At 60.7% G+C, this 23856-nt stretch carries 22 protein-coding genes, 1 tRNA gene and 1 pseudogene; 13 read left to right on the top strand and 11 right to left on the bottom strand.

What is annotated here, in order from left to right; genetic code table 11:
* Window positions 1-244 precede the first annotated feature (244 nt).
* Window positions 245-853 carry a hypothetical protein gene (locus tag HOLFODRAFT_RS24335; RefSeq protein ID WP_005032763.1) on the top strand — a complete coding sequence of 203 codons (609 nt, stop codon included), beginning with the start codon at window positions 245-247 and terminating at the stop codon, window positions 851-853.
* Window positions 854-909: 56 nt separating this feature from the next.
* Here HOLFODRAFT_RS24335 and HOLFODRAFT_RS22515 read toward each other — a convergent pair whose 3' ends face one another.
* Complete coding sequence (locus HOLFODRAFT_RS22515) at window positions 910-1593, bottom strand: metallophosphoesterase family protein (RefSeq protein ID WP_005032761.1); 684 nt, start codon at window positions 1591-1593, stop codon at window positions 910-912.
* A gap of 75 nt (window positions 1594-1668) precedes the next feature.
* Here HOLFODRAFT_RS22515 and HOLFODRAFT_RS19065 point away from each other — a divergent pair, with 75 nt between their 5' ends.
* A complete protein-coding gene (locus HOLFODRAFT_RS19065; RefSeq protein WP_005032760.1) occupies window positions 1669-2058 on the top strand; it encodes a hypothetical protein in 390 nt (129 codons plus the stop codon).
* 234 nt (window positions 2059-2292) lie between these two features.
* On the opposite strand, the gene HOLFODRAFT_RS0203270 is transcribed toward HOLFODRAFT_RS19065, so the two are convergent.
* Window positions 2293-3006: an NAD-dependent deacylase gene (locus HOLFODRAFT_RS0203270; protein WP_005032758.1), complete on the bottom strand. Its 714-nt coding sequence runs from the start codon at window positions 3004-3006 to the stop codon at window positions 2293-2295.
* A gap of 316 nt (window positions 3007-3322) precedes the next feature.
* Between HOLFODRAFT_RS0203270 and HOLFODRAFT_RS24330 the strand changes: the two genes are divergently transcribed.
* The 11 genes from HOLFODRAFT_RS24330 (at window position 3323) to HOLFODRAFT_RS24750 (ending at window position 13882) form a co-directional block, all read left to right on the top strand.
* Window positions 3323-3856: a hypothetical protein gene (locus HOLFODRAFT_RS24330; protein ID WP_148300341.1), complete on the top strand. Its 534-nt coding sequence runs from the start codon at window positions 3323-3325 to the stop codon at window positions 3854-3856.
* Between the two features lie 97 nt (window positions 3857-3953).
* Window positions 3954-4988 (top strand): helix-turn-helix transcriptional regulator, encoded by a 1035-nt coding sequence (locus tag HOLFODRAFT_RS0203260; protein WP_158412904.1) that lies wholly within the window; start codon window positions 3954-3956, stop codon window positions 4986-4988.
* Window positions 4989-5096: 108 nt separating this feature from the next.
* A complete protein-coding gene (locus tag HOLFODRAFT_RS0203255) occupies window positions 5097-5714 on the top strand; it encodes a hypothetical protein (protein ID WP_005032753.1) in 618 nt (205 codons plus the stop codon).
* Window positions 5715-5717: 3 nt separating this feature from the next.
* Entirely contained in the window at window positions 5718-7121 is a 1404-nt protein-coding gene (locus HOLFODRAFT_RS0203250; protein WP_005032750.1) for a 3' terminal RNA ribose 2'-O-methyltransferase Hen1, read from the top strand.
* Between the two features lie 15 nt (window positions 7122-7136).
* Window positions 7137-9692, top strand: coding sequence for a polynucleotide kinase-phosphatase (locus HOLFODRAFT_RS0203245; RefSeq protein WP_005032748.1), 2556 nt, complete (start codon window positions 7137-7139; stop codon window positions 9690-9692).
* Window positions 9693-9733: 41 nt separating this feature from the next.
* Window positions 9734-9955: a hypothetical protein gene (locus tag HOLFODRAFT_RS0203240; RefSeq protein ID WP_148300340.1), complete on the top strand. Its 222-nt coding sequence runs from the start codon at window positions 9734-9736 to the stop codon at window positions 9953-9955.
* Window positions 9956-9963: 8 nt separating this feature from the next.
* The gene (locus HOLFODRAFT_RS0203235; RefSeq protein ID WP_005032743.1) at window positions 9964-10962 is read left to right on the top strand and encodes a DnaA/Hda family protein; all 999 of its coding nucleotides are present in this window, start codon (window positions 9964-9966) and stop codon (window positions 10960-10962) included.
* A gap of 54 nt (window positions 10963-11016) precedes the next feature.
* Window positions 11017-12135: a hypothetical protein gene (locus HOLFODRAFT_RS25030; RefSeq protein WP_005032741.1), complete on the top strand. Its 1119-nt coding sequence runs from the start codon at window positions 11017-11019 to the stop codon at window positions 12133-12135.
* 143 nt (window positions 12136-12278) lie between these two features.
* Window positions 12279-12980 carry a hypothetical protein gene (locus tag HOLFODRAFT_RS0203225; RefSeq protein ID WP_005032739.1) on the top strand — a complete coding sequence of 234 codons (702 nt, stop codon included), beginning with the start codon at window positions 12279-12281 and terminating at the stop codon, window positions 12978-12980.
* Window positions 12981-12995: 15 nt separating this feature from the next.
* The gene (locus HOLFODRAFT_RS0203220) at window positions 12996-13748 is read left to right on the top strand and encodes a hypothetical protein (RefSeq protein WP_005032736.1); all 753 of its coding nucleotides are present in this window, start codon (window positions 12996-12998) and stop codon (window positions 13746-13748) included.
* Window positions 13745-13882, top strand: a complete 138-nt coding sequence (locus tag HOLFODRAFT_RS24750; protein WP_005032734.1) for a hypothetical protein — start codon at window positions 13745-13747, stop codon at window positions 13880-13882. Before HOLFODRAFT_RS0203220 ends, HOLFODRAFT_RS24750 begins: the two co-directional genes overlap by 4 nt.
* Before the next feature lie 81 nt (window positions 13883-13963).
* Here HOLFODRAFT_RS24750 and HOLFODRAFT_RS0203210 read toward each other — a convergent pair whose 3' ends face one another.
* From HOLFODRAFT_RS0203210 to bshA, 9 genes and pseudogenes are all read right to left on the bottom strand, one after another.
* The gene (locus HOLFODRAFT_RS0203210) at window positions 13964-15679 is read right to left on the bottom strand and encodes a GTPase domain-containing protein (RefSeq protein ID WP_005032732.1); all 1716 of its coding nucleotides are present in this window, start codon (window positions 15677-15679) and stop codon (window positions 13964-13966) included.
* A complete protein-coding gene (locus HOLFODRAFT_RS0203205) occupies window positions 15666-19550 on the bottom strand; it encodes a GTPase (protein WP_005032730.1) in 3885 nt (1294 codons plus the stop codon). Before HOLFODRAFT_RS0203205 ends, HOLFODRAFT_RS0203210 begins: the two co-directional genes overlap by 14 nt.
* 177 nt (window positions 19551-19727) lie before the next feature.
* Window positions 19728-19955, bottom strand: a pseudogene (locus tag HOLFODRAFT_RS25705) (DUF445 family protein); the annotation flags it as partial.
* Window positions 19956-20018: 63 nt separating this feature from the next.
* A complete protein-coding gene (locus HOLFODRAFT_RS24745; protein ID WP_158412903.1) occupies window positions 20019-20168 on the bottom strand; it encodes a hypothetical protein in 150 nt (49 codons plus the stop codon).
* On the bottom strand, window positions 20143-21258 hold the full coding sequence (locus HOLFODRAFT_RS19055) for a Kelch repeat-containing protein (RefSeq protein WP_005032725.1): 1116 nt from the start codon (window positions 21256-21258) through the stop codon (window positions 20143-20145). The genes HOLFODRAFT_RS24745 and HOLFODRAFT_RS19055 overlap by 26 nt, the downstream gene beginning before the upstream one ends.
* Window positions 21259-21490: 232 nt before the next feature.
* Window positions 21491-22108 carry a hypothetical protein gene (locus HOLFODRAFT_RS0203190; RefSeq protein WP_005032723.1) on the bottom strand — a complete coding sequence of 206 codons (618 nt, stop codon included), beginning with the start codon at window positions 22106-22108 and terminating at the stop codon, window positions 21491-21493.
* A 15-nt stretch (window positions 22109-22123) separates the two neighbouring features.
* Entirely contained in the window at window positions 22124-22306 is a 183-nt protein-coding gene (locus HOLFODRAFT_RS0203185) for a hypothetical protein (RefSeq protein WP_005032720.1), read from the bottom strand.
* A gap of 293 nt (window positions 22307-22599) precedes the next feature.
* A tRNA-Met gene (locus tag HOLFODRAFT_RS0203180) sits at window positions 22600-22676 on the bottom strand.
* A 12-nt stretch (window positions 22677-22688) separates the two neighbouring features.
* On the bottom strand, window positions 22689-23834 hold the full coding sequence (gene bshA, locus HOLFODRAFT_RS0203175; protein ID WP_005032718.1) for an N-acetyl-alpha-D-glucosaminyl L-malate synthase BshA: 1146 nt from the start codon (window positions 23832-23834) through the stop codon (window positions 22689-22691).
* Window positions 23835-23856 lie beyond the last annotated feature (22 nt).

Here is a 23856-nt window from a genome sequence, read left to right as displayed (position 1 = left end):
TCCGTGGTGGGAGAGGAGGAGTGAAGGTGGGCATGCTTCTGATTGTCGGAAGGCATTCGGAAGTAGGTAAATGCTGATGTGTGGCAATAGATATTGTTGTAGGCATTAATTGGTTCTACAAATCTATTGATATAGTGGTTTGGTTGTGAGTTGGATTTAAACTTGATTTATGATTAATTTGATTGTTTTTGTGCCTAATGTCTAGTGCTTGTGGTATATGTAGTTTGACTTCGGGAGCCGAAAAATGGATTATCAACTTTTGCAGGGATACCTAGACAAGTCCGCTGAACTTCTTAGGCGAAACTATGTTGCATACTACCCTCAAGGGGGTGGATCGGATCCAAATGAGCAAGATATTACTACTGCATTTGCATGCGCTCTAGCATCTGAACAATATTGTATTTATACAGAAGTCCCGCCTATGGGTGGACGGAAGAAGGGGGCCGATGAGGCGATTGATCTACTCGCTCTTCCGGAAGGCAGATCTTTTGTAATGATTGTCGAAAGCAAGAACGTCGAATCAAGTAAGCAAAGAAGCCAGGTAGCAAACGATCTGGACAAAATAAAGAAGTTCAGGCCTGCAAAGCTTCGCCCAGAAGATCGACCATTCCCAGGGAAGGCTGTGCGTGTGATTCTCGCCATGGGATGGACCAGCAAGCAGGAATGTGAAAATCCATTCGAGCGGACTTCTTATAAGAAGTGGTACGATAAACTTGTCGTCACCTATCCAAATTTGAAACCTTTGAAATCTCTAATTAGGTCGGATATGAATTCTGATGCTAAGCATGGCGGCAAATATGCCTGCCAATGGCTAATGGCTCTTGTGGATGAAATTACTCTGGCTGAAGAGTGAGTTTTCTCCGAATTCCATTAGGAAGGGGATGGAGCGCATTCCTTTTATGTTTGATACTATTTTAGGCAATTTATTCCAAGTAACCTTGTCGTACCCAGATTCCATTCCAGCAAGGCATAGCCCCCCGTGGCATTGACGATAGTCGTTCCCCGTTCCTCCATGTGCCCCAAGCCTTCATGCACATGTCCGCAGATCACCAGGGTCTCATCCCAGTCGCGTCCGCGTAGATGCTGTGCCAGCGGCCGGTGGCCGATGTGCTCGCCATGGGCTGCTCGGTCCAGGCAGCCATAGGGCGGGACATGGCTCAGGTATATGCGGGGGCTTGGATTGGCGTGTAGCTGAACCTGGAGTTCCTCATCCAGTTCTTCCTCCTCCCATTCCCGACTCCATCCCCATGCGCCGAATTCTGCCGGGATGCCTTCGAGGCGTACGACCTGTCCGGCCAGGGCAGGGGGCAGGCGGAGGAGCGCGGGGTCACTGAACCCTTCGATTTCATGATTGCCGCGCACAAAGGTCGTGATGGCGAAGTCGCGAATGAAGCGGGAGCGGTAGGTCTGCCAGAACTCCCGCTGGGCCTCCAGGCGCGAGGTTTGGCCTGAAATCCTGGGGAAGTCCGGCAGGATGTCACCGCAGAGAATGATCCAGTCGGGGCGCGTATCGTCGATAATGTCGGAAGCCTCCTTGAAGCCTTTTCCATGCAGGTCGGCAAAGGCGAGGATGCGCAGGCTGAGTGTATTCATGCTTTCAGCTTAATGATCCTGGTGCGACGTTGCTTGTCGCACTACTGGCATCAAGCTGTCCCTGGAGGTGCTTCTTTGCCGCAACTGATCCAGCACATCGATGACATAGCCCGGGCCAAGGGGCGGGATGTCCTCTTCGTCCGCTTCACCCGACTTGCGGAGCTGGATGCCGGGCTCTCCGAGGATGACTGTCTGGAACGGGAAGCCCTGATCGCCTTCCTGGATGAGCAGGGGATCTCCTGGGAGCCTTGTGCCCCTCTCAGCACCTCTGGGTGGATCTGCGGCTATTTCGGGGATATCTACGTCGATACCCCGTACGACACTGAAGGTTCCCAGTACCAGGTCCTCCAGGCTCGCCTGGAGTTTCCGGACGGCACCCTCCGGGATCCGCAGGTACGCTTCCTTCTCCTGCCGCTTGCAAGCTGTCCTGAACCCCAGGCAAGACCAACATGGGAGGACTTGTGAATCCCGGTTGTGGCAGACCATCCGTCATTCCTTCCATCGCAGTCCGTGCTGTCCGGATGCCAAGTCCGACCTGAGCACAGGCTCCATTCCTGGAGTTGCCTTGAACATCAATGAGTCGTTGGAAGCGCTGCTTAGCGATCTTCGGGCTGTCAGTCGGTCCAATCCGAACGAGCGGCTGCCCAAGGAGGAGCAGATGCGCAGTTGTCTCTAGGGGAACTGCTCGGGCGGGATTGGCTATCGGGTCATCCCGCCCAGCAGTTCATCCACCAACCGGGGCACCTCGCAAGAGGCCAGCCCCTTCCTTGTCTCCTTGAATTGCGATCGGATCCTCGTCTCTTCCGCATTGATTTCGAGGGTGTGGGCCTGGCGGGATGCCTGTTGGACGAAGCCGGCGGCGGGGTAGACATTCCCCGAGGTCCCGATGCAGATGAAAAGCCCGCATCGGCTGAGCGCCCGGGTGATCTCGCCCATCTTCATGGGCATCTCGTCGAACCACACGATGTGCGGTCGCAGGGAGGGCTTTCCGCAGGCGGGGCATGGGGTTTCCGGCAGGCAGTCCTCCATCCATGGATGGCTCTGGAGGCACTTGAGGCAACGCACCCGGCGGAGTTCGCCATGCATGTGGATCAGCTTCAGGGAGCCCGCGCGGTCATGCAGGTCGTCCACATTCTGGGTCACCAGCAGGAAATCCCCGGGCCAAGCCTGCTCCAGTCGGGCCAGGGCCAAGTGGGCCGCGTTGGGGCTGACCTCGAAGAGCTGCCGCCGTCGCTGGTTGTAGAACTCGTGGACGAGGGCGGGGTCCCGGCGGAAGGCCGTCGGGTGTGCCACTTCCTCGATGGCGTGGTTCATCCAGAGCCCGTCGGCGTCCCGGAAGGTGGAAATCCCGCTTTCCGCGCTGATGCCCGCCCCTGTAAGGATGACGATGGAAGTGTCGGCGGGGATGTGCATGGATTCTCCTGTCCAGGCTTGGAGTATCCGCTCTCGGTGGAGACAATTCATGTCGCACATGAAATTTGAAATGCAATTGGGTGCGACTTTGGTTGTCGCCTGGAAGGGCGCATGGTATAGGATGTTCTGAAAAGTCCATCCTGCCGTGATCCCCCGATATTTCTTGGGTGTCCCGGTATATAAGTAATGATGGCAAGCTGGCATCCCTCCCGTAATTTGATAACTATCCAATTTGTTTTACAAGTATCGGTCCAAATATTTCGCTATTCATTAACGAAGTCTTAAGTTGATTATTGATTATATTTGAGGCTATAAAATGGTTCAGGAAGTGCATGTTCATCATCCAACTTTCAGCGACTGGCAACCATGGTCAGAGCTCTGTAAAATCACTAAGCTGGATCAACCAGGGGTGTATGCCATTGGTGTTTCAGATGAAGATTTGAGTAATCGTAAATTTTCAATATGTCCTGAAATTCGATATTTTGGGATGACTATATCTAAAGGTGGTTTAGCAAGTCGATTGTCTCAGCTTCATGGGGCACTATTTGATAAGAATGGCCCACACGGTGTCGCATGGCGATTCCGATTTGACTACCCAAATGCTGTGCATTCTATTGAAAGATTCTTTATCAGCGTGGCCCGCTTTGATTGCAACCCGAAGATGAAAACTCCAGGTGATCTTCGAATGATGGGTAAAGTCTTGGAATTCGAGTATGCCTGTTTTTCTGATTATATGGAAGTATTCGGGCATATTCCAAAATATAATGACACTGATTTGCGTCCTAAGAAATACTACGGCATTGGGCCCAACCTATCGTTCAATCCGGACCCAATAGTCAGAACCTTATGAACTTCCCCCTCCATCACGGTTTCTGTTCTCATTGAGGGATCCCATGGCACAAATGCCTGCTGTTGCTGTTGAGCCCATATCGGTCGACGAGGGCAGCGTGCGCGCCCTGCTGATGGCGCTACGCGAAACTGGGTCCCTTGGGATGCTCAAAGAGGATCTGCGGCGGATCCTGGCGGCTCGGGCCGATACGGTCCGAAGCGTGCTGCAGGAGGACCCCCGCCGCAAAGCCAAGGCCTTGGACAAGAAGGTGGAGCGCTGTCTGGCCAGCCTGGAGAGGGACAAGGCGGTGATCGAGCGCCGCAAGGAGGCTTCGAGCCGGAAGATCCGCTTCGTGCTGACCCAGGGGCCCGAATGGGATGAACACATCAGCGGCGATGCCCGCCTGGCGCTCAAGCTCGCAGGGATGACCCTCTCGCAGACGGGCACCAGGCTCTGGCATGAAAAGCTGGAGGTCATCGAGCAGTTTGCCAACCGACACATGACGGATCGGGACCGGAGACTCTTTCATCAGCTCGATTCGGCCGTGAAGGTCTACGGCGGTGTGGAGGATCCCTGTGAGTCCACCCTGGAGGCGGTGCTGGTGCCGCTCCTCCAGGCCATCGAGACAAAACGGATGGTCCGGGTGGAGTACCAGTCCCCGGGGGCGGTGAATACCTTCCTCATGGACGTGAGTCCCCACTCCCTGACCCATGACTTGTTCGCCGGAGGCGCCTATCTCCTGGTTTGGGATCCCAAGGGGGATTCACCGAAGCAGCTCCGCCTGAACCGGATCAGCGAAGTAGAGATTCTGAAAGACCGTGCGAAATTTCCTGACAAGTGGCGCATGAAGAACGCCGTGGACTACCAGATCGGGGCCTGGTGCAGCGGGGATGATCCCTTCGAAGTTGTGGTGCGGATCTGGGGGGCCTCCTGGATCAAGTCTCTGGAGGAGGCACCCCCGGCCCTGCCTGGCTTCCTGCCGGCTCGTGAAGAGGAGGGGAGCCTGTTGGTCCGCTTCAAGGCCAACTGCGAGGAGGGCCCCATTCGCTGGATCCTTCAGTTCGGAGCCTGTGCTCAGGTGCTGGCCCCCCTCGCCCTTCGCCAGCGGGTCCGGGAGGAACTGGAGGAGACGCTCAAGGGATACCGGGACTGAACAGGGAATTCTTAGTGCGACGGTTGATGTCGCAACCGTGGGCCTACCCTGATGGTGGAATGTTTGACACATTCACCGGGTTTAACGCCCCATCTATCAGGAGGTCCCATGTCCCAAATCGAGAAGCTCATCTCTGACTTGGTCGAAGAGCTTGAATCTCGTTTCCGCCACTTGCCCGATGGCTTCCATTCAACTTGGGACTACACGGAGACCGGCAACGCCTTCTCCCATCCCGTTACCCTTGGGCTGATCACCGCCGCCCTGGGGCGCTTGTGCCCGGACCTGCTGGTCTCCATTGACACGCGCTTCAATACGGATGTCAAATTCCAGCCGGACATCACCCTCCTGGATGGTGAGCTCAACCCCTGCCTCTACATTGACTATGAGAGCCCCAACTCCTCGGATGCCCGCATCCCGTCGAAGGATGTGGATGCCTATCTGGCCTTTTCCAGGTCCATCCGTGAGCGGATCCCCTACATCATCATGACCACCCTCCCAAATGCCCAGACTCCTAAGTGGCAGCTCCGGTACTCCGGGAAGGGGTACTACAACGATGGATTCGGCAAGCGTCTCGGAGCCATCCGCGCAAACCCCTTCGAGTTCTGGTATGCCCACTACCGCCAGGAACTGGCTGGGCGGGATATGGAAGGCATTCATTTCCTCAACATCTCGGACCGGGAGATCCAGCGCTGCTCCGTGGTCCAGGAACCCGCTGCAGAGGCCTGATCCATGCTCCTTTCCCTGACGACCACCCACCAGCCCGCCACCGACCTGGGTTTCCTGCTTCACAAGAACCCCGACCGGGTCCAGAGCTTCGAGCTCAGCTTCGGCCGGGCGCTGGTCTTCTACCCGGAGGCCACGGCGGAGCGCTGCACGGTGGCGCTGCAAGTGGAGGTCGATCCGGTGGCCCTGGTGCGGGACCGCCGGGGTCCGGGGGGTGCCGAGGGGCTCCTGGATCAGTACGTCAATGATCGCCCCTATACGGCCTCCAGCTTCCTGAGCGTGGCCATGGGCCAGGTCTTCCGCAGCGCCCTCTCGGGTCTCTGCAAGGATAGGCCCGGGCTGGTGGGGGACCCCATCCCCCTGCGGGCCTGTCTGCCGGTGCTTCCCTGCCGTGGTGGTGAGTCCTTCCTGAGGCCGCTCTTCGAGCCCCTGGGCTACCGGGTGGAGGTCACCCGGCTCCCCCTGGATGAACGTTTCCCGGAGTGGGGCGAGAGCCCCTATTATTCGGTGGCATTGGAGCAGCTGATCCCCTTGAAGGATCTGCTGGCCCACCTCTACGTCCTCATTCCCGTGCTGGATGACGACAAGCACTACTGGGTCGGGCAGGACGAGATTGAAAAGCTGCTGCGCCGGGGGGAGGGATGGTTGGCCCAACATCCCGAAAGGGAGCAGATCACCCACCGCTACCTCAAGCGGCAGCGGAGCCTGACCAGAGATGCCCTGGAGCGCCTCTGCTTCGAGGATGGGGAAGACCCGGATCAGGTCCAGAACGCCCAGGAGGCTACCGAGGCCAGACTGGAAGCCAGTCTCAGCCTAAATGAGCGGCGGATTCAGACCGTGGCGGAGCTTATCGTCCAGAGCGGCGCCAAGCGGGTCGTCGATCTCGGGTGTGGTGAAGGGCGCCTGCTCCAGGCGCTGATGAAGGCCGGTTCCTTCGACGAACTGCTGGGAATCGATGTGAGCTGCCGAGCCCTGGGCATCGCCCACAAGCGCCTCCATCTGGATGAACTCCCCCACAAGTGGCAGGGCAAGGTCCAGGTGGCCCAGGGCGCCCTGACCTATCGGGATGATCGGGTGAAAGGGGTCGATGCCGCCGCAGTGGTGGAGGTCATCGAGCACATGGAAGCCGACAGGCTTGAGGCTTTCGAACAGGCCCTCTTCGGCTGCGCCCGGCCCCGAATGGTCGTGCTGACCACGCCGAATGCCGAGTACAACGTCCGGTTTCTGAACCTGGTGCCTGGACGGCTCCGGCATGACGACCACCGCTTCGAATGGAGCCGAGCCGAGTTCCGGGCCTGGGCGCAGGGCGTGGCGGAAAGAAACGAATACGAAGTCGAGTTCAGCCCCATCGGGGCAGAAGATCCTGAGGTGGGGGCACCGACCCAGCTGGCGATCTTCTCCCGCTCCTGAATGAAAGCGAAGCCCATGAACACGCTCACTATTCCCGAACTCTCCCTCGTCCTCCTGGTGGGGCCGAGCGGATCCGGGAAGTCCACCTTTGCCCGCGCCCACTTCGGGTCCACCGAGTGTGTCTCCTCGGACTTCTGCCGGGGCCTTGTCTCCGATGATGAGAACGATCAGGCCGCCACTCCGGATGCCTTCGAGGTGCTGAACCTCATTGTGGCCAAGCGCCTGGCCGCAGGTCGGCTGACGGTGGTGGATGCCACGAACCTCCGCCCTGAGGACCGGAAGAGGCTCATCGCCCTCGCCCGGGAGTACCATGTCCTGACCGTAGCCATCGTCTTCGATCTGCCCGAGCGGGTCTGTCAGGAGCGCAACCGGGAGCGTCCGGATCGGAATTTCGGTCCCCATGTCATCCGGAACCAGATCCAGACCCTGCGGCGCTACCAGCGTGGCATGGACCGGGAGGGCATCCGGCAGATCTTCACCCTGGGATCGCCCGAGGAGGTCGCCGAGGTCCAGATCCAGCGCCAGCGCCTGTGGACCAACCGCAGGGACGAGTCAGGTCCCTTCGATATCATCGGCGATGTCCATGGCTGTTACGAGGAGCTCTGCCTCCTGCTGGAGCGCCTCGGTTACTCCCTGGAGGAGACACCGGAGGGACCCTGTGCCAGCCACCCGGAAGGCCGCAAAGTGATCTTCCTCGGCGACATCGTGGACCGCGGCCCCAGGATCATGGATGCCCTGAAGCTGGTCATGAACATGGTGGCGGCGGGAAGGGCCTTCATGGTGCCGGGCAACCATGAGGCCAAGCTCCTGAAGAAGCTCCAGGGCCGGCAGGTCACCCTGACCCATGGCCTTGCCGATACGGTGGCCCAATTGGAACAGGCTGATCCGGCCTTTCTGGAGGCGGTCCGGAAGTTCATCGATGGCCTGATCGGCCACTTCGTTCTGGATGGCGGCAAGCTCGTGGTCGCCCATGCCGGGATGAAGGCGGAGATGCAGGGGCGGGCCTCCGGGGCCGCCCGGATCTTCGCCCTCTACGGGGAAAGCACCGGCGAGACGGACGAATACGGACTTCCGGTGCGCTACGACTGGGCGGCGGACTATCGCGGCAAGGCCATGGTGGTATACGGCCACACGCCGGTGCCGGAACCGGAGTGGCTGAACAACACCCTCTGCCTGGATACGGGCTGTGTCTTCGGGGGCAAACTCACCGCGCTGCGCTACCCCGAGAAGGAGCTGGTTTCGGTGCCCGCCCGGAAGGTCTACTTCGAGCCGATCCGTCCCCTTCAGGCTACGGAGGATCCCAGCCTCAGTGCCCAGCAGGCATATGACAACCTGCTGGACCTGGAGGATGTCCTGGGGAAGCGCCTGGTGCATACCCGGCTCGTGCCCAAGCTCACCGTCCGGGAGGAGAATGCCCGCGCAGCCCTGGAGGTCATGTCCCGCTTCGCCCTCAGTCCCAAGTGGCTGATCTACCTTCCCCCCACCATGTCGCCCACGGAGACCAGCGAGCGTTCCGGCTATCTGGAGCACCCGGCAGAGGCCTTCGCCTACTTCCGGAAGTACGGAGTGAAGCAGGTTGTCTGCGAGGAGAAGCACATGGGCAGCCGGGCGGTGGTGGTCCTCTGCCGCTCCGAGGAGGTGGCCCAGCGGCGCTTCGGGATCCAGGGGGATGGGCCAGGGGCCTGCTATACCCGCACGGGGCGGCGCTTCTTCACGGACCGGGACATGGAGGCCGCCTTCTTCGGACGCCTCCAGGCGGCCTGTGAATCCACCGGCTTCTGGGATCGCTTCCAGACGGACTGGGTATGCCTGGATTGCGAGCTGATGCCCTGGTCCGCCAAGGCCCAGGAACTCCTGAAGCGGCAGTACGCCCCGGTGGCCACCGCCGCCCAGGCTGATCTCCAGGCGGGCCTGGACCTCCTGCTTCAAGCCCAGGGCAGGGGTCTAGACCTCTCCCGGGAGGTCGAAGGCATCCAGGGTCGCCTGGCGATGGCCCGGGCCTTCCAGGCTGCCTACCGGCAGTACTGCTGGCCGGTCTCCTCCCTGGATGACTTCCGCCTCGCCCCCTTCCACCTCCTGGCCACAGAGGGCGCGGTCCACACGGACCAGAATCACCTCTGGCACATGGAGATGCTGACCCAGCTCTGCTCGGGGGATCCGAAGCTGATGTTCACCACCGCCCACAGGACCGTGAATCTGGAGGACGAAACCGAGGTGGAGGCCGGCATCCAGTGGTGGGAAGCCCTCACGGGCAAGGGCGGGGAGGGGATGGTCGTCAAGCCCCTGGACTTCATCAGCCATGGCCCCAGAGGACTCAATCAGCCTGCCGTGAAGGTGCGGGGCCGGGAATACCTCCGCATCATCTACGGCCCGGATTACACCGCCACCGAGCATCTGGAGCGGCTGCGGAGTCGCGGCCTCAGCACCAAGCGGAGCATGGCCCTCCGGGAGTTCGCTCTGGGCATCGAGGCTCTGGAGCGCTTCGTGCGGCGGGAACCTCTGCGTAAGGTCCATGAGTGCGTCTTCGGGGTGCTGGCCATGGAAAGCGAACCGGTGGACCCCAGGTTGTGATGCGACGGGGAAAGTCGTTCCATTGACCCGATGCTATGGGCATGACACGCAAAACCCTGGACTGCCTCTTTTCGGTACTGATCTGGCCCCTGATGCTGAAGGTCACCCTGGCGGGCTTCTTCGGGCTCCAGGTGGGCTACGTGTTGTGCCTGCTGGGGGAGTTCACCCTTTTCGGCGCCTGCCGGATCGTGGCCATAGGTTTGCGGCCAGCCTTGAGAACAAGCGCGGGGGATAAGGTCCCGCCGAACCGGGAACGTCCTTAGGAGGGACCATGTTGCGCATTCTGATCCTCGATTCCGACGATTTCCTGCCCACGGACCAGGGACGGGATAAGTGGGATTTCGCGAATATGAAACCGAAATGTATGGAACTGGAGCCGAGCTTTGATATCGTCGGCGTGATCAAGGGCACGTCACTGGAGATTCGCAAGCATCGCTCCGGTGGCCTCAGCAAATTGGCCCTGGGAGACGACTGGGTCGAAGTGCTGGGCGGTCGCAATCCAGGCGGCGGCATCGCAATTTCCTCTGCGGCCTTCTTGTCCGATATTGGGGAATTCGAGTTGGAACGATTCCTGGTGGGCCCTGAAAACAGGCCGGTTCTTGAAGCGGCGAATGCCTTTGTGGACGGGAGTGGCATCTTCCGGAATGGTCTATCGCCGCTGTTCCTTTCAGGCCCACCAGGTGTCGGGAAAACGCACCTCCTGGTAGGCATCGGCAGGGCTCTTCTTCAGGCCAAGCCACTCTCCAAGGTGATCTACCTCAAGATGGACGCCTTTTTTGATCGGCTGAGCGAGGCCATCAAGAGCAAAAACACCACCGTTCTGCGCCGACAGTTCCAAGCGGCGGACCTCCTTCTCCTGGAGGGGTTGCACATACTCTTCCTGATGGAGCGCACCCAGGAAGAGCTTCGCCAAATCTTGGAAGCTGCCATGGAAAGCGGCACTCGCGTGGTGGCCTCCAGCGATATTCCCCTTCAGTCCCTGCGGTCAAAGTTGCATCCCCGACTATTCGACCTTCTCACCGGAGGGCTGGCGTTGGAGGTGCAGCCTCCCGGCCTGGAAACACGGAAAGCGATCCTTCGAGGCCTGGTGGAGGCCGAATCGTCTGTGGAGGTTCCCGCTGTCTCAGAGAGGGCGATTGAGCTGATTGCGGAAAGCGTAGAGGGCAGCGTCCGGGCCCTCAAGGGGCTGCTGAACCGGGTGCGGTTCGAGGCGCAGTATCGGGGGGCAGAGCCTTCCCCCGAGGAGATTGAGCGCATGCTGCGTTTTTGATTCAGGTTTTCCCTCTAGCGAGGGCCATATTGAAGACGATGAATGGGAGACATAATGACCCTGGCAAGGAAGACCCTCACGTCGGAGGAGGCTGCCGCCTACACCGCATCCCTGGAGCGGCGGGCCCGGACCCTTGGGGTTGAACTGGAACATTGGGTCCTCGGCCCTGGCAAGCAGAACGATATTCGCCTGGGCAAGGGTCCACGGCATGCCATAGTCGCCTTCGCCCAGGAGGCGGCCGAGCGCGGTGCGACTTATGGGCAGGTGCTTGGCATGACGGTCTATCAGGGCGATGGCAGTCGGTACAAGATCCGCACCCCTGATCTTGCGGGGTTTGTGTGTGCCAACGGCTATTGCACCATTGCCCCTCCGGCCCAGGGTGGATCACTTCCCAAAGGTTCCACGGCGGTTCAGAGCACCAGTGGCCCTGGCCAGGAACCGAAGCCTTGCCCCCCTCTCCCAAAGGACCGGATAGCGATTGAGATCCATACGGCTGACATTCCCCTGGCTCAAGTTGCCAAGGTGGCCTGTGCCCCGTGCGTCTCGGTCAGGGACATGCTTTCCCATGCGTACCGCTGCCCGAACTTCGATGGCATCTGCACAACCATGAGGTGGGAGCCTGCCCAGGGTCACATCCCCCGTGGGTTCCTGGGGGCTACCGGTTCGCCCTCGGAGGTGGAACTGGTTCTGGTCTTCGCGGAACCCGGGGATCCCAGTCCCGGAGACCATGCCACGATGGATGAAGCTATACAGCACGCCTACTGGGCCTTTCGGGAGGGGCAGGGCCTGTTTCACAGGAATGCGCGGAAGCTCTTCCAGTTGTGCTGGCCTGACCTTTCCTTTGATGAACAACTTCGCAAGGTCTGGATGACGGAATCGGTCCTCTGTTCGGCCATGGTCACGACAGGACCTGTGCCGAAAGCTGTGGAACAGGAGTGCGGGAGTCGATTCCTCCGGCGTCAGTTGGCCCTGTTCCCGAACGCAATGGTCGTGGCCCTCGGAAGCAAGGCACAGCACAGGCTGGATCGCATCGGCGTCTCTCACCACAAGGCTCATGCCATTGCCCCTCCGGGGTGCAACCAGCAGGCGGCCTACCCCTCCTGGGTCAAGGTCGCGGAGGCCCTCCGGGCGCGGCGCGGAGAAGCGGAGCATCTGCATGCAATGGGCGGGTGAAGGCTTCATAGTCGCCCGGGCATGTCCCCCGGGGAGCAGTCGCGTCAGATTGACTTGCGACAACCATTGTCTGCATGGGAGAGCGATGATTGGACCTAAGGCCCATGGGGCTTGGCCCGGGGTAATCATTGGGAGGTCGCTGCGTGTCCGAAATGCGATTTGAGGTTCAGATCGAGAACTTGGCTTCCTTGGCGGATGTCCGGGTGAGCCTGGTGCTGGATGGCATCACGTACCGGGCTGAGCTGCTTGGGGCGGATTCGCGGTCGTACCGGGGTCGCTTGGTGGAACCCTTTGAGCAGGCCTTCCGCAGTGAGTTGCCTCTTTTTGTGTTGGGCATGAGTTCGTACCGTTATGTGCGCGAAGGCAAGGCCACCGGCTTCCTATGGAAGGCAATCCAGGGGGAGTTGGAGCGGATCCATCGGCGGGCTCGCCTGAAAGCGGATCTGGATGCGGCGAGGGCTCTTTGCCCAGGTCACCTGGAAGCCCGGGCGCAGGATGCCCAGGCACGCCGTCAGCGCCTGGAAGGGGAATTGGATAGGCTTCGAGGTCGTCTCAGGCCCCTCGCCCAGGAGTTGAAGGACCGGGTTTCGCGGATGAGGAGGGAGATCCAGAAGTCCGTCAAGGCTGGGTGGATCAGCCACTGCGATAGTCTGGATCTGTTGCGCGATCAGGCCTTGATGGAGGCTACGGTGGCCGCGGAAGCGGGCGAGGTCGATGGCAAGTGCCGGGTGCTGCGCTCGGAGATTCAGGATGTCGAGCAGGAGATCTGCAGGCTTGAAGACGACTTCAAGGCTGAAACGGGTTTCGCCCTGGAAGAGGTGCTGAGGCATCTCGACAGGGCCTGATTGCCGGGTGGGGTGATGAATGAAAGTCTGGCCTGGACCTTTCGCTGCCTCACCCTCCTGGGGCTGGGGCCCGGAGCCTGTCTGGCGGAAATGGAAGCCAATGGTATTCCGCAGCGGACGGCCCTGGAAGTCATCCTGTCCAGTTCGCCGGGGGAAGCCCGGAGTTCCGCCCTGGGCAAAGCGAAGTGCGGGGCGCGCCTTGCCCAGGCCCGCCCCGAGCTCTTTGGGGTTCTGGCGGAATTGCTGGAAAGCGAGGGTATCCATCCCCTCTCCATGCTGAACTGGGAGGGTTGGAAGCCGGACTTGGCCCTCAGTCTGCTCCAGTCTCACTGGCGGGGGCCCGGCAGGCCACCCTTGCCCCTGATCGATCAGGGCTGCGTTCCCTGCGCGGGCTTGCGGATGCTGCCACGCGGCCTCCGTCTTCAGCGACTCAGGCTCGCCCGTTGCCCGGACCTGCGTTGGCTACCCGAAGGCTTGGAGATCCAGGACGGGTTGGAATGCAGAGGCCTCGGATTGCGCCAGATGCCCGCCAACCTGAACTGCGGAGGCGATGTCCTCCTCGCCGATCTGCCCTTACTGGAAGGGTGGGGGGAAGGCATTCGGATCGGGGGGGATCTGGTGCTGAAGTCAATCCCCCGTCGAGCCGCCCCGCCGGTGAATCTCTGCCTGGGGGGAACCCTGCGACTGCCGCATGGCTGGGCTCCGGTGGGATGGACAGGCAGGATTCTGGGGTGGTGGGGAAGTCAGGTGGCTTCCAGGACTGGATGAACGAGGCGTGCTCCGATTGGTGGGGAGTGTTCCGGGCAGGCCTCCGTGGTTTCAGTTCGACCTTGGATGAGCAGGTCTCCTCCGAAACCATGCTGGCCCCCCGCCTGGTCTACTTCTACCTGCCCCGGTGCTGAACCATGCTCTGAGAGGGTGAACCGGAGGTCCTGGAGCGAGGGAGCCGAGTGTTATTGCAAACATTACGAGTACCCTTCCCCCTAACTCAGAAGACAATCCAGACGCCCAAGGGTGGCTATGGTCAGGTTCAGTTGTTCTTGGAGGACAGCCTGTACCTTTTCGGTGGCTGCGCGGTGCAATTCGATCCATTCGCGAAGGGTTTCGATGTTTGGCTCCCACTCGTTCCAGGTTTCTTGGGCAATTCGTCCGGCCTCCTGGTCCAGCGCAGTGCGTAGTGTGGCCCGGCGGTCCAGACGATTCTGGTCGATGCGGTCCTGCTCCACGAGGTCATAGATCATGCTTCCCAATTCCACAATCGCGGCGACCACGTTTGAGGCGATTTCAATCTTGAGCGCACCTTCTGCAGACTTGGCCTCGGAGAGGGTCTTGAAGCCTTGTCTCCCCGCGGTTTTCTGGTAGGTTTTGAAGTTGCCCGCCTGCTTCATGGCCTGGAGTTCCTCCCGGGCCTTCTTCATGGTTATTCCAAGCCGTTCTTCCTGGAATTCGCGCAGCAGGGTCCTGGTCTTGCCCAGAATCTGGCCTGCGGCTTGAGCCACTTTGGGTTTCCCGAAACGCTGGCCGCGCTTGGGGGCGGGGTCCTCGTCGAACAGACCCTGTGCATGAGATGCACTCTCCGAGCGCGCACGGGCCAAATATGCAGCTTGTATGTCCTCTGCTAGTTTCCCAACCCTGGCCGTATGCTCATCCCACCATCGGGAAACGGCCGGATCAAGCTTTTCTGTTAGATGTCGTACGGCCTGTTTCGCATTCTCAGGTTGCGCCTTGGCCGCGGCAAGGATTTCTTCCTCTAGACAAGCGTCCAGCGACGCTCGGGCGGCCTGTTCCAGGGTATCAAGCTGTTCGAAACTAAGGGCATGGCGTTCGTAGTCGGCTGAAGCCGTTGCGAGGCCGAGGGCGAGGTCCGTCTGCCGAGCGAGGGCCTCATCTCGAAGCCGCTCCAGCTTGGAGGAGAGATAACGTTTCCGAGCGGCTGTGCGCAGGGCTTCCAGGCGAGTCGGAAGGCCAAGAAGGGCCGTCACCAATGCCTCGATGCCATCCCAGGTGCGATAGGCCGTACCGTAATCCTCCGGCCTTGGTGAGAGTTGGTTCTGCACCCGCTGGAAAGGATCGGCCACTACTAAGAACGGCTCAAATCCTTTTGGTGAAAGGCCGACGCGCTGGAGGAAATCGCCCCATTCCGATTTCTTACGCTTTAGAAATTCGGCGTATCCCTCCGGATCCTCCGATGGATCCACAGAGCCCTCGTCAAGTTTCGCTACCACAGGGATCACGGCTTCCGTCATGGCTAGCCCCCGGCCGGCGAAGGCCTGACCGTTTAGCACTGAAAGTATGGATTCGCGGTCACCTGTGAGTAGTTGGGGTGGTAGGACCAGGAGGATCACGTCGGTGAGGGTGACGGCTTCCCGAGCAAGCAATTCATGCTCGGGGTTCCCGCCCGAAATGCCGGGCGTGTCACAGAAACGGCATCCCAGGGCATCGATTTCACGCGATTCGAAGGTCTCCCTCCGGGCGCTGACAGTAAGCCAATCAGGAACACCTACTCCGCCCTCAACCAGCAGGCGCTTGAGGAGGCTGCTTTTGCCTGAGTCGTAAGAACCGAATAGTGTCACCCTCGGTCGGTCCACCACCGTGAGCACCTGCCACTCCGCCTCCACAACCTCCACCGCGGCGTTTCCCACAGCCTCACGGAGGGTCTGGAGTGCAGACTCCTCCCACCCACTTTCATGCATCGACATGGCTCGTCTCCTCTTCCTTCTCCAGCCCGAGCCTGTCCCGAGCATCGATCATAATCGTTCCCAGGCGCTTGATCCGAGCGTCGAATCGGCAAGCACTCTGCCGGGCTTCTGCGGCCTCGATTCGCAATTGGGTAGCCAGGGTTTGCATCTCTTCCTGGTTCAGGGTCAGGTAGGCTTGCACACCGCTGGCATCTCCCGAACTCAGGATGGTAGCGCGTAGTTCGTCTCTCGACCGACGCAGGAATTCCCAAGCATCCTTGCGGGCTTTCTCTCGCTTCCCCGCCTGCTTATGCGACGCGACCCAATCCGCGGCGTCGAGCGCGACTCCGATTCCCGAAAGGACGACGCTGAATTTTGAGACCTTTGAAGCCAGTTTTACGGCACCCCAGGGTTTAAATTTGACGCCCAGGAACTTTCCCACCTTGTAGATCACGTCCCGGCTACCACCAATTTTGGCGACAGTTTCCAGCGACTTCCACCAGGGATGCCCTTTCGCTTGAGGGTCGAGTCCACTTGCATCAAAAGCCGCCTTTAGCCCGGGGAAGGCCTGCTTGAATTCCACGGAGCCCAGTCGCCGTCCCAACTCCTCCATGGTCCGACGGACCCATCGGTCAACTTCGGCCCGGGTGGTCTCCTCCCAACGGGTGAAGTCCTCACGAAACTCAGGGGTTGTCCACCAAGAGGCCAACACCTTGGCTGAAGCCGCGAGTTCTTTGTCGTTCGCGGCCCCCATGGCCTCCGCGATCATGCCCCCAATGTGTTCGTCGAGGAGACGGTCAAGGCGCGCAGTCAGATTGCGTTCCAGGCGTTCGCTCTCGGAGGTGGCTGATTCCAGCGCCGAGGCCAAACTGCACAGAGCCTGATCGGTCTGGTGCGCAACTTGTCGTGCTTCGTTCGCCTCACATCGAAAGCGTCCAGCCCGGGCAAGGCCTCCCTCCAACAGGCTTATATCCAAACCCAAGCGCTTGGCTCGTTTGCCGGCCGATCGGACTGCCTTGATGAACAAGGTGATGCCATCCCAGTCGCGGAATGGGTCGAACTCGGTGGCGTTGACATCCTGGCGGTTCCCAACCCGCCCGAATGGATCGGCGGCCATGCAAACCACTCGCGCCGGATCCACTTCGATGCCTCTTCGCCGCAGAGCCTCCATCAGTTCCTTCTGTTTCCGTTCGCAGGCGCGGTCGAACTCCTCGGGAGCGTACTCTGGGTCCGGGCCTAGTTCATCAGCCCGGTTGATCACGAAGAGGGCCCGCTCAAGTTTGGGTGCGAGCCCCTTCCCGAGGTTTCCTTCCAGGACAGGGCAAAGTAAATCGAGGGTTGAACCAAGCAGATTGGGTTGGAACAGACATACCAGGTGTGTCGCATCTGGGATCGGATCCGCGGCGGTCTGAGTGTCCTCGGCGCGAAGGCTCTGGAAGCCGGGGGTGTCCACGAGAGTGAACCCTTCCCATGCGTGTTCTGTCACTTGGCTGGTCGTCGGGTTCGCACGTACGGTCGCATCGGGGGGAACGGGCTCGCCGGCATCGATGAGGAGGCGCTTGAGGAATGAAGTTTTGCCGGTGTTGTAGTCGCCCAACAGGTGAAGCCGAGGCCGGCCTGTCTGCAAGATCAGATCGAGGTCTGCCACGGATTCAGAACCTCCGGGGCATTCCAACAGAGTCTTCCTTGCAGACGTCAGCCATGCCTTACCAGCACCAGCCTTGGGGTGGTCCAGCGTGAAGAAATCCCGCAGGGAGTCAAGGATACCCTCCAAGGTGGTTCTACGACTGAGGGCGCGAACGGGTTGTTCGGGGGCTTGCTGAGCCACGAGTCCTTCAGGATCCATGATCCAGTCCTCGCCCCTCCAGACCAGCCCTCCGGAATCGGTTCGCCCTGGGTGGGAATGATTTTCCACGGCCAGGGCAGCCTCATTGATGACCGTCTGAGGATCCCGTTCCGGTAATGCCTTGCGAAGATTGTGGAACTGCGCTCTGGCCTTTTTCGTGGCCTGTAAGACCAGTCGCGCGGCTATCGCCTCCCGTAGGGGGTGGGAGAGGGTCTGGCCAAGAGCTTCGATCCCTTTCTCGGCAGCGACCTGGGTCAGTCGTTCGAAGTAGTTGCCGAAGGCGTTGTCAACGCTCCGCTTCGCGGAGTGCAAGGCCTCCCGGCGGGCGCGCGCCCGGGACTCTTCAGCCTTCCGCGCGGCCTTGCCGCCGAACCAGTTAAGCAAGGTAGACATTCCTGCCAGCACACCGGCTGCGACAACATATGCTCCCGCAGTCCATCCGAAGGGGTTCCATGCATTGGCCGCAGCCACTGCGAGCCCTCCTGCAATCCAGGTTGCCCCGGCGCCGCCAGCTCCCACGAGTAACCCGGCCACGCGTGAAATGTTCCCGGCCCACGCCCATGCCTTGCCCGCATTCCCCTTCACGGGATCTGGCTGGGCTTGGATGAGGCAAGCCAGGTCGATGCCAGTGTCCTTCAGGGTGAGGTTCACTTTGCGTTCCAGGAACTTGCCCGCCTTGGCGAGCACCTCATCGGCGGCCTTCTGTGTGGCGGACTCATCGAAGACCTCTGTCGCGAATGCCTCGCTGGATAGTTCCTCGCGCCGATCGAAGGAATCCAGCACAGCGCGGTCGGCCCGGGCCAGAGCGGAACTTCGGAGTTTGCCGAAGCTTGCCTCGAACATTTGGCGGCAGTGAATCTGGAACTCACCTTCCTCGGGCACAGTGAATGGAGCGCGGCGCAAACGCTCCAGTTCCGAGAGCAGGTCATCCTTGATTCGAACATCGCTCAATCCAGCGCGAGCCTTGCCCTCGGGAGGATAGCCGAGGGTCTTGAGCAGGGAATTTGCGGCGGCCTCCATGACCTTGGATAGCTGCTCCGCTTCGTTTTCGGTCTGGGCCAGTTCCGCCTCTAGGCGGTCTACCGCGCCTCGGACCTGGGCCACCAACATACCCAGGCGGATCCCGGCCGCGTCTCGCTCCAGGGCCTCCACCACAAGAGCTTCCAATACGGGGAGGTTGGACCAAGCGAGCAGTCGCGCCTGACCATGTTCGGCACGGTGCCGTGCGAACGTCGTGGCATCCGGCCCCAGGAATGGTTCTCGGGCGCGGGCCATCAAGGCCCTCTTGGCGCTTAGCGCTACCACCGGTATCGATCCCAGACCGAGGCTGGTCAGCCCATCCCTGATGTTGCCCTCATGCTGCTGCACAGCCTGTGAGAGGTTGCGCCGCTGGGTTGCGAATTCAACCCTGGGCGGGAAGCGCCAGTGCTGATTACGGCAGTTCAGGACCGCGATTGAGGGCTTGCCGTAAGCGTGGATCCATTCCGCAACCTTGGCGAACTCGCCCTCCTGCTGACTTTGGCTGTCGAAGCACAAAAATACGAGGTCTGCGGTCTCCACCGCCAGGCGAGCCTGGGCCTCCAGGGAAGTTCGTTTCTCCGTGCGGCCCCAACCGTTGATCCCAGGTGTGTCGAGTAGCCGGCATCCGGACCAAGCCACTGGGCGCACCTCAACAGTCCAGTCGCTTTCCCCCTTGGAAACGGTCTCTCCGGTACCGTGGGTCAACGCCTCGATTAGGCTGCTCTTGCCCGCGCCGGTGCGCCCGAAGAAAGCCAAGTTGAGGGTAGTCAGGCAGGCTCTCTGACGTTCAAAGAGACGCTGGATCTCAGCTTCACGCTCCCCTAGCATTCGGCAAAATGCATCGGCCGCGGATGAAGCCCCAGCGGTTTGCCAAGGTTCTACCAACTCAGAAGCCTTCCGTAATTCCATTTGGACCGAGTTGAACTTTAATTCAAGCGATTTGATGGCTCCTTTGCCATCCTCGATCGCTTGGCTGATAGCCTCTACCAACGGTCGAGGTTCGCCCATCTTCCGCTGCTTAATCATGAACATCTCCAATTATTTACAGGGTATGAACGGGTTTCCCAGGGTTACAAGATGGTTCTGATACTCAACCGCGTTGAATTGCTCCATGGGAGCTATCAACAGTGGTCCGCGACAACGTCAAGGAATCTCCCGTTGGTTAGTCATGTCCTGTTTGCAACCATAACGATTGGTATGTATTTAGCCAAGCATCAGTTTGGTTGCTGCGAGGAGTATCCCTACGATTCCTCCTACCAACGCTACATTTAGCCGGATGTGTTGCAAATCGGTTCCCACCTTCTCCTTGATCTTGATTACGAGGTATTCATCTGGTCGCTTGGCCAACCTGCTGGACACCATGTGCCCGATGACATGGTGGTGCCGCTGGGCGAGGTCAAGGATGCTAGCGCGGACCCAGGCGTCCATGCGGGCCCGGGTGTCGGGCTACTGCCCCGGTTCCCCCAGGAGTTGATCCAATAGTCGGCCCAGGGTCTAGCTGAGGTGAGCCTCGGGATCAGCCAACTTGGCCCTCAGGGTCTCCTGGAGGCGGGTCAGGACGTGCCCCAGGAGGGGAACCAGATCGGCGTTGTCTGCTTGGCCCTTTTTCGTGTCGGGCCTATTGGAATAGTTCCGCGCTGGCAAGCGAGGCGTCCGAGGACGTCCCACCCACGATCAAGACCTTACCGTTCGACAGCAATGTAGCTGTATGGCTTTCCCGGGCGTGGGCCATGGCATTGGCGACGGTGGTGAAGGTGCCGGTGCTCGGGTTGTAGAGTTCCGCGCTCCCCAGGGAGCCTGAGTTGCTGTAGCCCCCGGCGATCAGAACCTTTCCTCCGGAAAGGAGTGTGGCCGTGTGGGCCAGCCGGGCGGTTCCCATCCCTCCGGTCGAGGAGAAGGTGCCCGTGGCGGGGTCGTAGAGTTCGCTGCTGGACGCGATGCTGGTGTCCATGTTGTCGGTGCTCCCCCCGGAGATCAGCACCTTGCCGTTGCTCAGGAGAGTGGCTTGGTGGCACCTGCGGGCGACTCCCATGGATCCGGTCGAGGAGAAGGTCCCGGTGGAGGGGTCGAAGATCTCTGCGGTCGTCAGGCCGGTACCGCTGCTTGATTGTCCGCCGGTGATGAGCACCTTCCCGCTGCTCAGGAGGGTTGCCGTCGCATAGGATCGGTCAGCGCTCAGGCTGCCGGTCGTGGTGAAGTGCCCCGAGGAGGGATCATAGAGTTCGCCCGATATATCGCCTCCTCCCGCCACCAGGATCTGCCCGTTGGAGAGCCGCGTGGCTGTGTGTCCGTAACGGGCGACGTTCATCGCCCCGGTGGCAGTAAAGGACCCGGTCGTTGGGTCGAATCTTTCCGCGGAGGTCAGAATGGGGGGTTGACTGCTAACCCCCAGCCCTCCAGCGACCAGGACTGTGCCATCGGACAGAAGGGTCGCGGTCGGGGATTCCCGTTCCGGTTGGGTCATGGTGCCCGTGACGGCGAACTGCCCCGTCGAGGGGGTATAGAGCTCTGCGGCAGTGGCATTGGCACCTCCCACCACCAGAACCTGTCCATTGTTCAAAAGGACAGCACGGTAAGAACTCCTTCCACTCGCCATGGACCCGGTGGCGGAGAAGGTGCCCAGTGGGTCTGTGGAAGACGTCGAGGTCCCACTGGTGGAGGAAGCCCCTCCACAGCCCACTATGGCTGCGGAGATCGAAATGGTAAGCATTGCCCAGTAGATGGATTTCAGCATGGCCTCTCCTTGTGACATAGGTCATGGATGAGGGTGCATCTGTCGGAGCGACAAGCGCTGACGCTTGTTGGATCTGGGAGGCTAGCCGTCAAAAGTGTTTAGCTTGGCGGGTGACTGGGGGGCCAGACTGACATGCATGGACATGGTTCTGTCGAGGAAGCCTTGAGAGGCCAGGCAGGACGAAAGGCCCCGTAGACTTACTTGGGACTTCGGCTGCCGCCCCTGATGAGGACTATAGCCCCAGCGGGTCCCACCCGATGCGCATGGCTTCATCCAGGCGTTCCTGGCGGGTCTCGCCGGAGGCGATCTCATCGGCGACATAGGCCCAGAGGCGGCTGAGGCGCGCCTCGCGGGCGGTGGCCTCGATCCAGTCGTGCGACCAGTCCGGCTCGCCGCACTGGGCGGAGGCTACCGCCAAGGCTTGGATGTACTGCTCGAAGTGGCCGTATTCATATGCCACCGCAGTCAGGCGGTCCAGGACACAGGCCTCCGGCCGGAAGCATCGGATCGTGTCACCCGCAAGGGTCTTCACCTCCACGGTGGCGGTGGCCGGATCCAGCAAGGCACTGCCGATGCCCAGGGGGCCCATGGGGAATTCAATGGGAACGCTCTCGACCCATACATGCCGGCCCGAGATGGCCTCTATTCCGTCGGGGTTTACCTTCTGGACCTGGTAGGCCGTCAGGAAGTCCGGCCCGATGAAGTCGAGATCGGCGGTATGGAACACGCCGTCCCGTCGGCCGGTCCAGACCTCGACGACTGCGCCGCCCACCAGGATGGGGTCCACCCCGAGCTTACGGAAGGCTGCCAGCAGGGCTTGGGGAACATGGATGGGGTAGGCCCGGTACATCGCGCTCTCGCGGCTCTACTCGGGTCGGGGCCGGGCACCCGCCTGCTTGATGCGGGTGAGGTCTTCCCGGGCAGCCTGGGGGTCCTCCAGGCGCATCAGTAGCTCCCGTTCGATGGGGTCCCGCTCCTTGACGGACGCCATCCCCGACACCTTGGCGGTGTAGGCCTGGATGACTTGGTCAAGGGTCAGGGGGGGCATGTGCTCCTCCTGGACAAGTGTGGGCGCCCCGGGGCGGGCCGTCCATGGGTCACTTTGAGACCGGCACTTCGGGTCTTGGGGGTAGGGCGGAGAGGCCCACTGTGATTGGGTTATGAGTGGCTGTTCGTCGTGAGGCCGTTCGTAAGGAATGGCTTCTAAAGCCTTTCCCTGAAAAACCCTACGCTCAGACCCTACGCTAAGCCAAAATGGCCAAGTTTCGACGCGTCTAAGTGTTGAAAACGCCTTAACGCAAAACAGCCCCGAAACCTAATGGTGTCGGGGCTTTCCTTCGGTGGTGGCTGGAGACAGACTCGAACTGTCGACCTAGGGATTATGAGACCCTCGCTCTAACCACCTGAGCTACCCAGCCGGAAAGTCTATGCTAGCGCGGGTTGGCGCCCATGTCCACGGTCGATTTTGGTTTTGCGAGGATGCGTTCGTAGAGGGCTTCGTACTGGTCGATGACGGGGCCTTCTGCGAAGGTGTCCAGGGCCCGAGTGCGGGCGGAGTCGCCGAGGCGTTTTCGCAGGGATGGATCCCTCAGCATCTTCATGACATCCTGGGCCATGGCCTCTACATCCCCCAAGGGCTCCAGGTAGCCGTCCGTGCCGTGGCGGATGACTTCCGGAAGGCCTCCCACGCGGCTGGCCACCACGGGTACCCCGTAGGACATGGCCTCCAGGGCGGCCAGGCCGAAGCTCTCGGTGGCGCTGGGGAGCAGGAAGACATCCGAGCAGACCAGCACGCTTCCGATGTTGAGCTGCTTGCCGGTGAAGCGGACCTCCTGGGCGAAGCCCCTTTCCCGGGCGTAGGCCTCAGCTTCGGGCCGGTCAGGGCCATCGCCTACCATGACGAGGCGGCAGGGGTGTTCCTGCCGGACCCGTTCAAAAACCTTGACCACGTCCAGGACCCGCTTTACTGGACGGAAGTTGGAGATGTGGGTCAGGACCGCACACTCGCGGGGGGCCAGCCAGGATCGGCAGTCGGGGCGGGTCTCCGGCGGCGGCGTGATGAAATTGGGAATGACATCAATGGGGCGATCCACCTGGAAGGTGCGGAGGGTTTCGTCCTTCAGATACTGGGAGACGGAGGTCACAGCATCGCTGGCCCGGATGGCCAGACGGACCATGGGGAGGTAGCTGGGATCCGAACCCACCACGGTGATATCGGTGCCGTGGAGGGTCGTGACCACCTTGAGTCGGTCCTCCAGGGCCATGCGGGCCAGGAGAGCGGCACTGGCGTGGGGAATGGCGTAGTGGGCGTGCATGACTTCCAGGCCGTGCTTGTCGGCCACATCCGCCATCTTGGAGGCCAGGGCGATGGAAAAGGGCTCGACCTCGAAGAGGGGGTAGGATGCGGCTGTAACCTCGTGGAACCAGACGTGATCCTCGAATCCCTGGAGGCGGGGAGGCAGGGACTGGCTCAGCAGGTGGACTTCGTGGCCCCGGGCGGCCAGGGCCTTGCCCACTTCCGTGGCCACGACGCCGGATCCGCCGAAAGTGGAATAGCAGGAAATGCCGATGCGCATGGTTCAACCTCTCGTGGGATTA

This window comes from Holophaga foetida DSM 6591, from assembly GCF_000242615.2.
GTDB lineage: Bacteria > Acidobacteriota > Holophagae > Holophagales > Holophagaceae > Holophaga > Holophaga foetida.
This window is presented reverse-complemented; position numbering and strand designations above follow the sequence as displayed.

Coding starts and splice junctions, on each gene's coding strand:
- HOLFODRAFT_RS19055 (WP_005032725.1), bottom strand. CDS start 21,258: ATGCTGAAATCCATCTACTGGGCAATGCTTACCATTTCGATCTCCGCA.
- HOLFODRAFT_RS0203240 (WP_148300340.1), top strand. CDS start 9,734: ATGACACGCAAAACCCTGGACTGCCTCTTTTCGGTACTGATCTGGCCC.
- HOLFODRAFT_RS0203235 (WP_005032743.1), top strand. CDS start 9,964: ATGTTGCGCATTCTGATCCTCGATTCCGACGATTTCCTGCCCACGGAC.
- HOLFODRAFT_RS0203190 (WP_005032723.1), bottom strand. CDS start 22,108: ATGTACCGGGCCTACCCCATCCATGTTCCCCAAGCCCTGCTGGCAGCC.
- HOLFODRAFT_RS0203250 (WP_005032750.1), top strand. CDS start 5,718: ATGCTCCTTTCCCTGACGACCACCCACCAGCCCGCCACCGACCTGGGT.
- HOLFODRAFT_RS24330 (WP_148300341.1), top strand. CDS start 3,323: ATGGTTCAGGAAGTGCATGTTCATCATCCAACTTTCAGCGACTGGCAA.
- HOLFODRAFT_RS0203210 (WP_005032732.1), bottom strand. CDS start 15,679: ATGTCGATGCATGAAAGTGGGTGGGAGGAGTCTGCACTCCAGACCCTC.
- HOLFODRAFT_RS0203185 (WP_005032720.1), bottom strand. CDS start 22,306: ATGCCCCCCCTGACCCTTGACCAAGTCATCCAGGCCTACACCGCCAAG.
- HOLFODRAFT_RS0203255 (WP_005032753.1), top strand. CDS start 5,097: ATGTCCCAAATCGAGAAGCTCATCTCTGACTTGGTCGAAGAGCTTGAA.
- HOLFODRAFT_RS22515 (WP_005032761.1), bottom strand. CDS start 1,593: ATGAATACACTCAGCCTGCGCATCCTCGCCTTTGCCGACCTGCATGGA.
- bshA (WP_005032718.1), bottom strand. CDS start 23,834: ATGCGCATCGGCATTTCCTGCTATTCCACTTTCGGCGGATCCGGCGTC.
- HOLFODRAFT_RS0203220 (WP_005032736.1), top strand. CDS start 12,996: ATGAATGAAAGTCTGGCCTGGACCTTTCGCTGCCTCACCCTCCTGGGG.
- HOLFODRAFT_RS24750 (WP_005032734.1), top strand. CDS start 13,745: ATGAACGAGGCGTGCTCCGATTGGTGGGGAGTGTTCCGGGCAGGCCTC.
- HOLFODRAFT_RS25030 (WP_005032741.1), top strand. CDS start 11,017: ATGACCCTGGCAAGGAAGACCCTCACGTCGGAGGAGGCTGCCGCCTAC.
- HOLFODRAFT_RS0203205 (WP_005032730.1), bottom strand. CDS start 19,550: ATGATTAAGCAGCGGAAGATGGGCGAACCTCGACCGTTGGTAGAGGCT.
- HOLFODRAFT_RS0203245 (WP_005032748.1), top strand. CDS start 7,137: ATGAACACGCTCACTATTCCCGAACTCTCCCTCGTCCTCCTGGTGGGG.
- HOLFODRAFT_RS24335 (WP_005032763.1), top strand. CDS start 245: ATGGATTATCAACTTTTGCAGGGATACCTAGACAAGTCCGCTGAACTT.
- HOLFODRAFT_RS0203270 (WP_005032758.1), bottom strand. CDS start 3,006: ATGCACATCCCCGCCGACACTTCCATCGTCATCCTTACAGGGGCGGGC.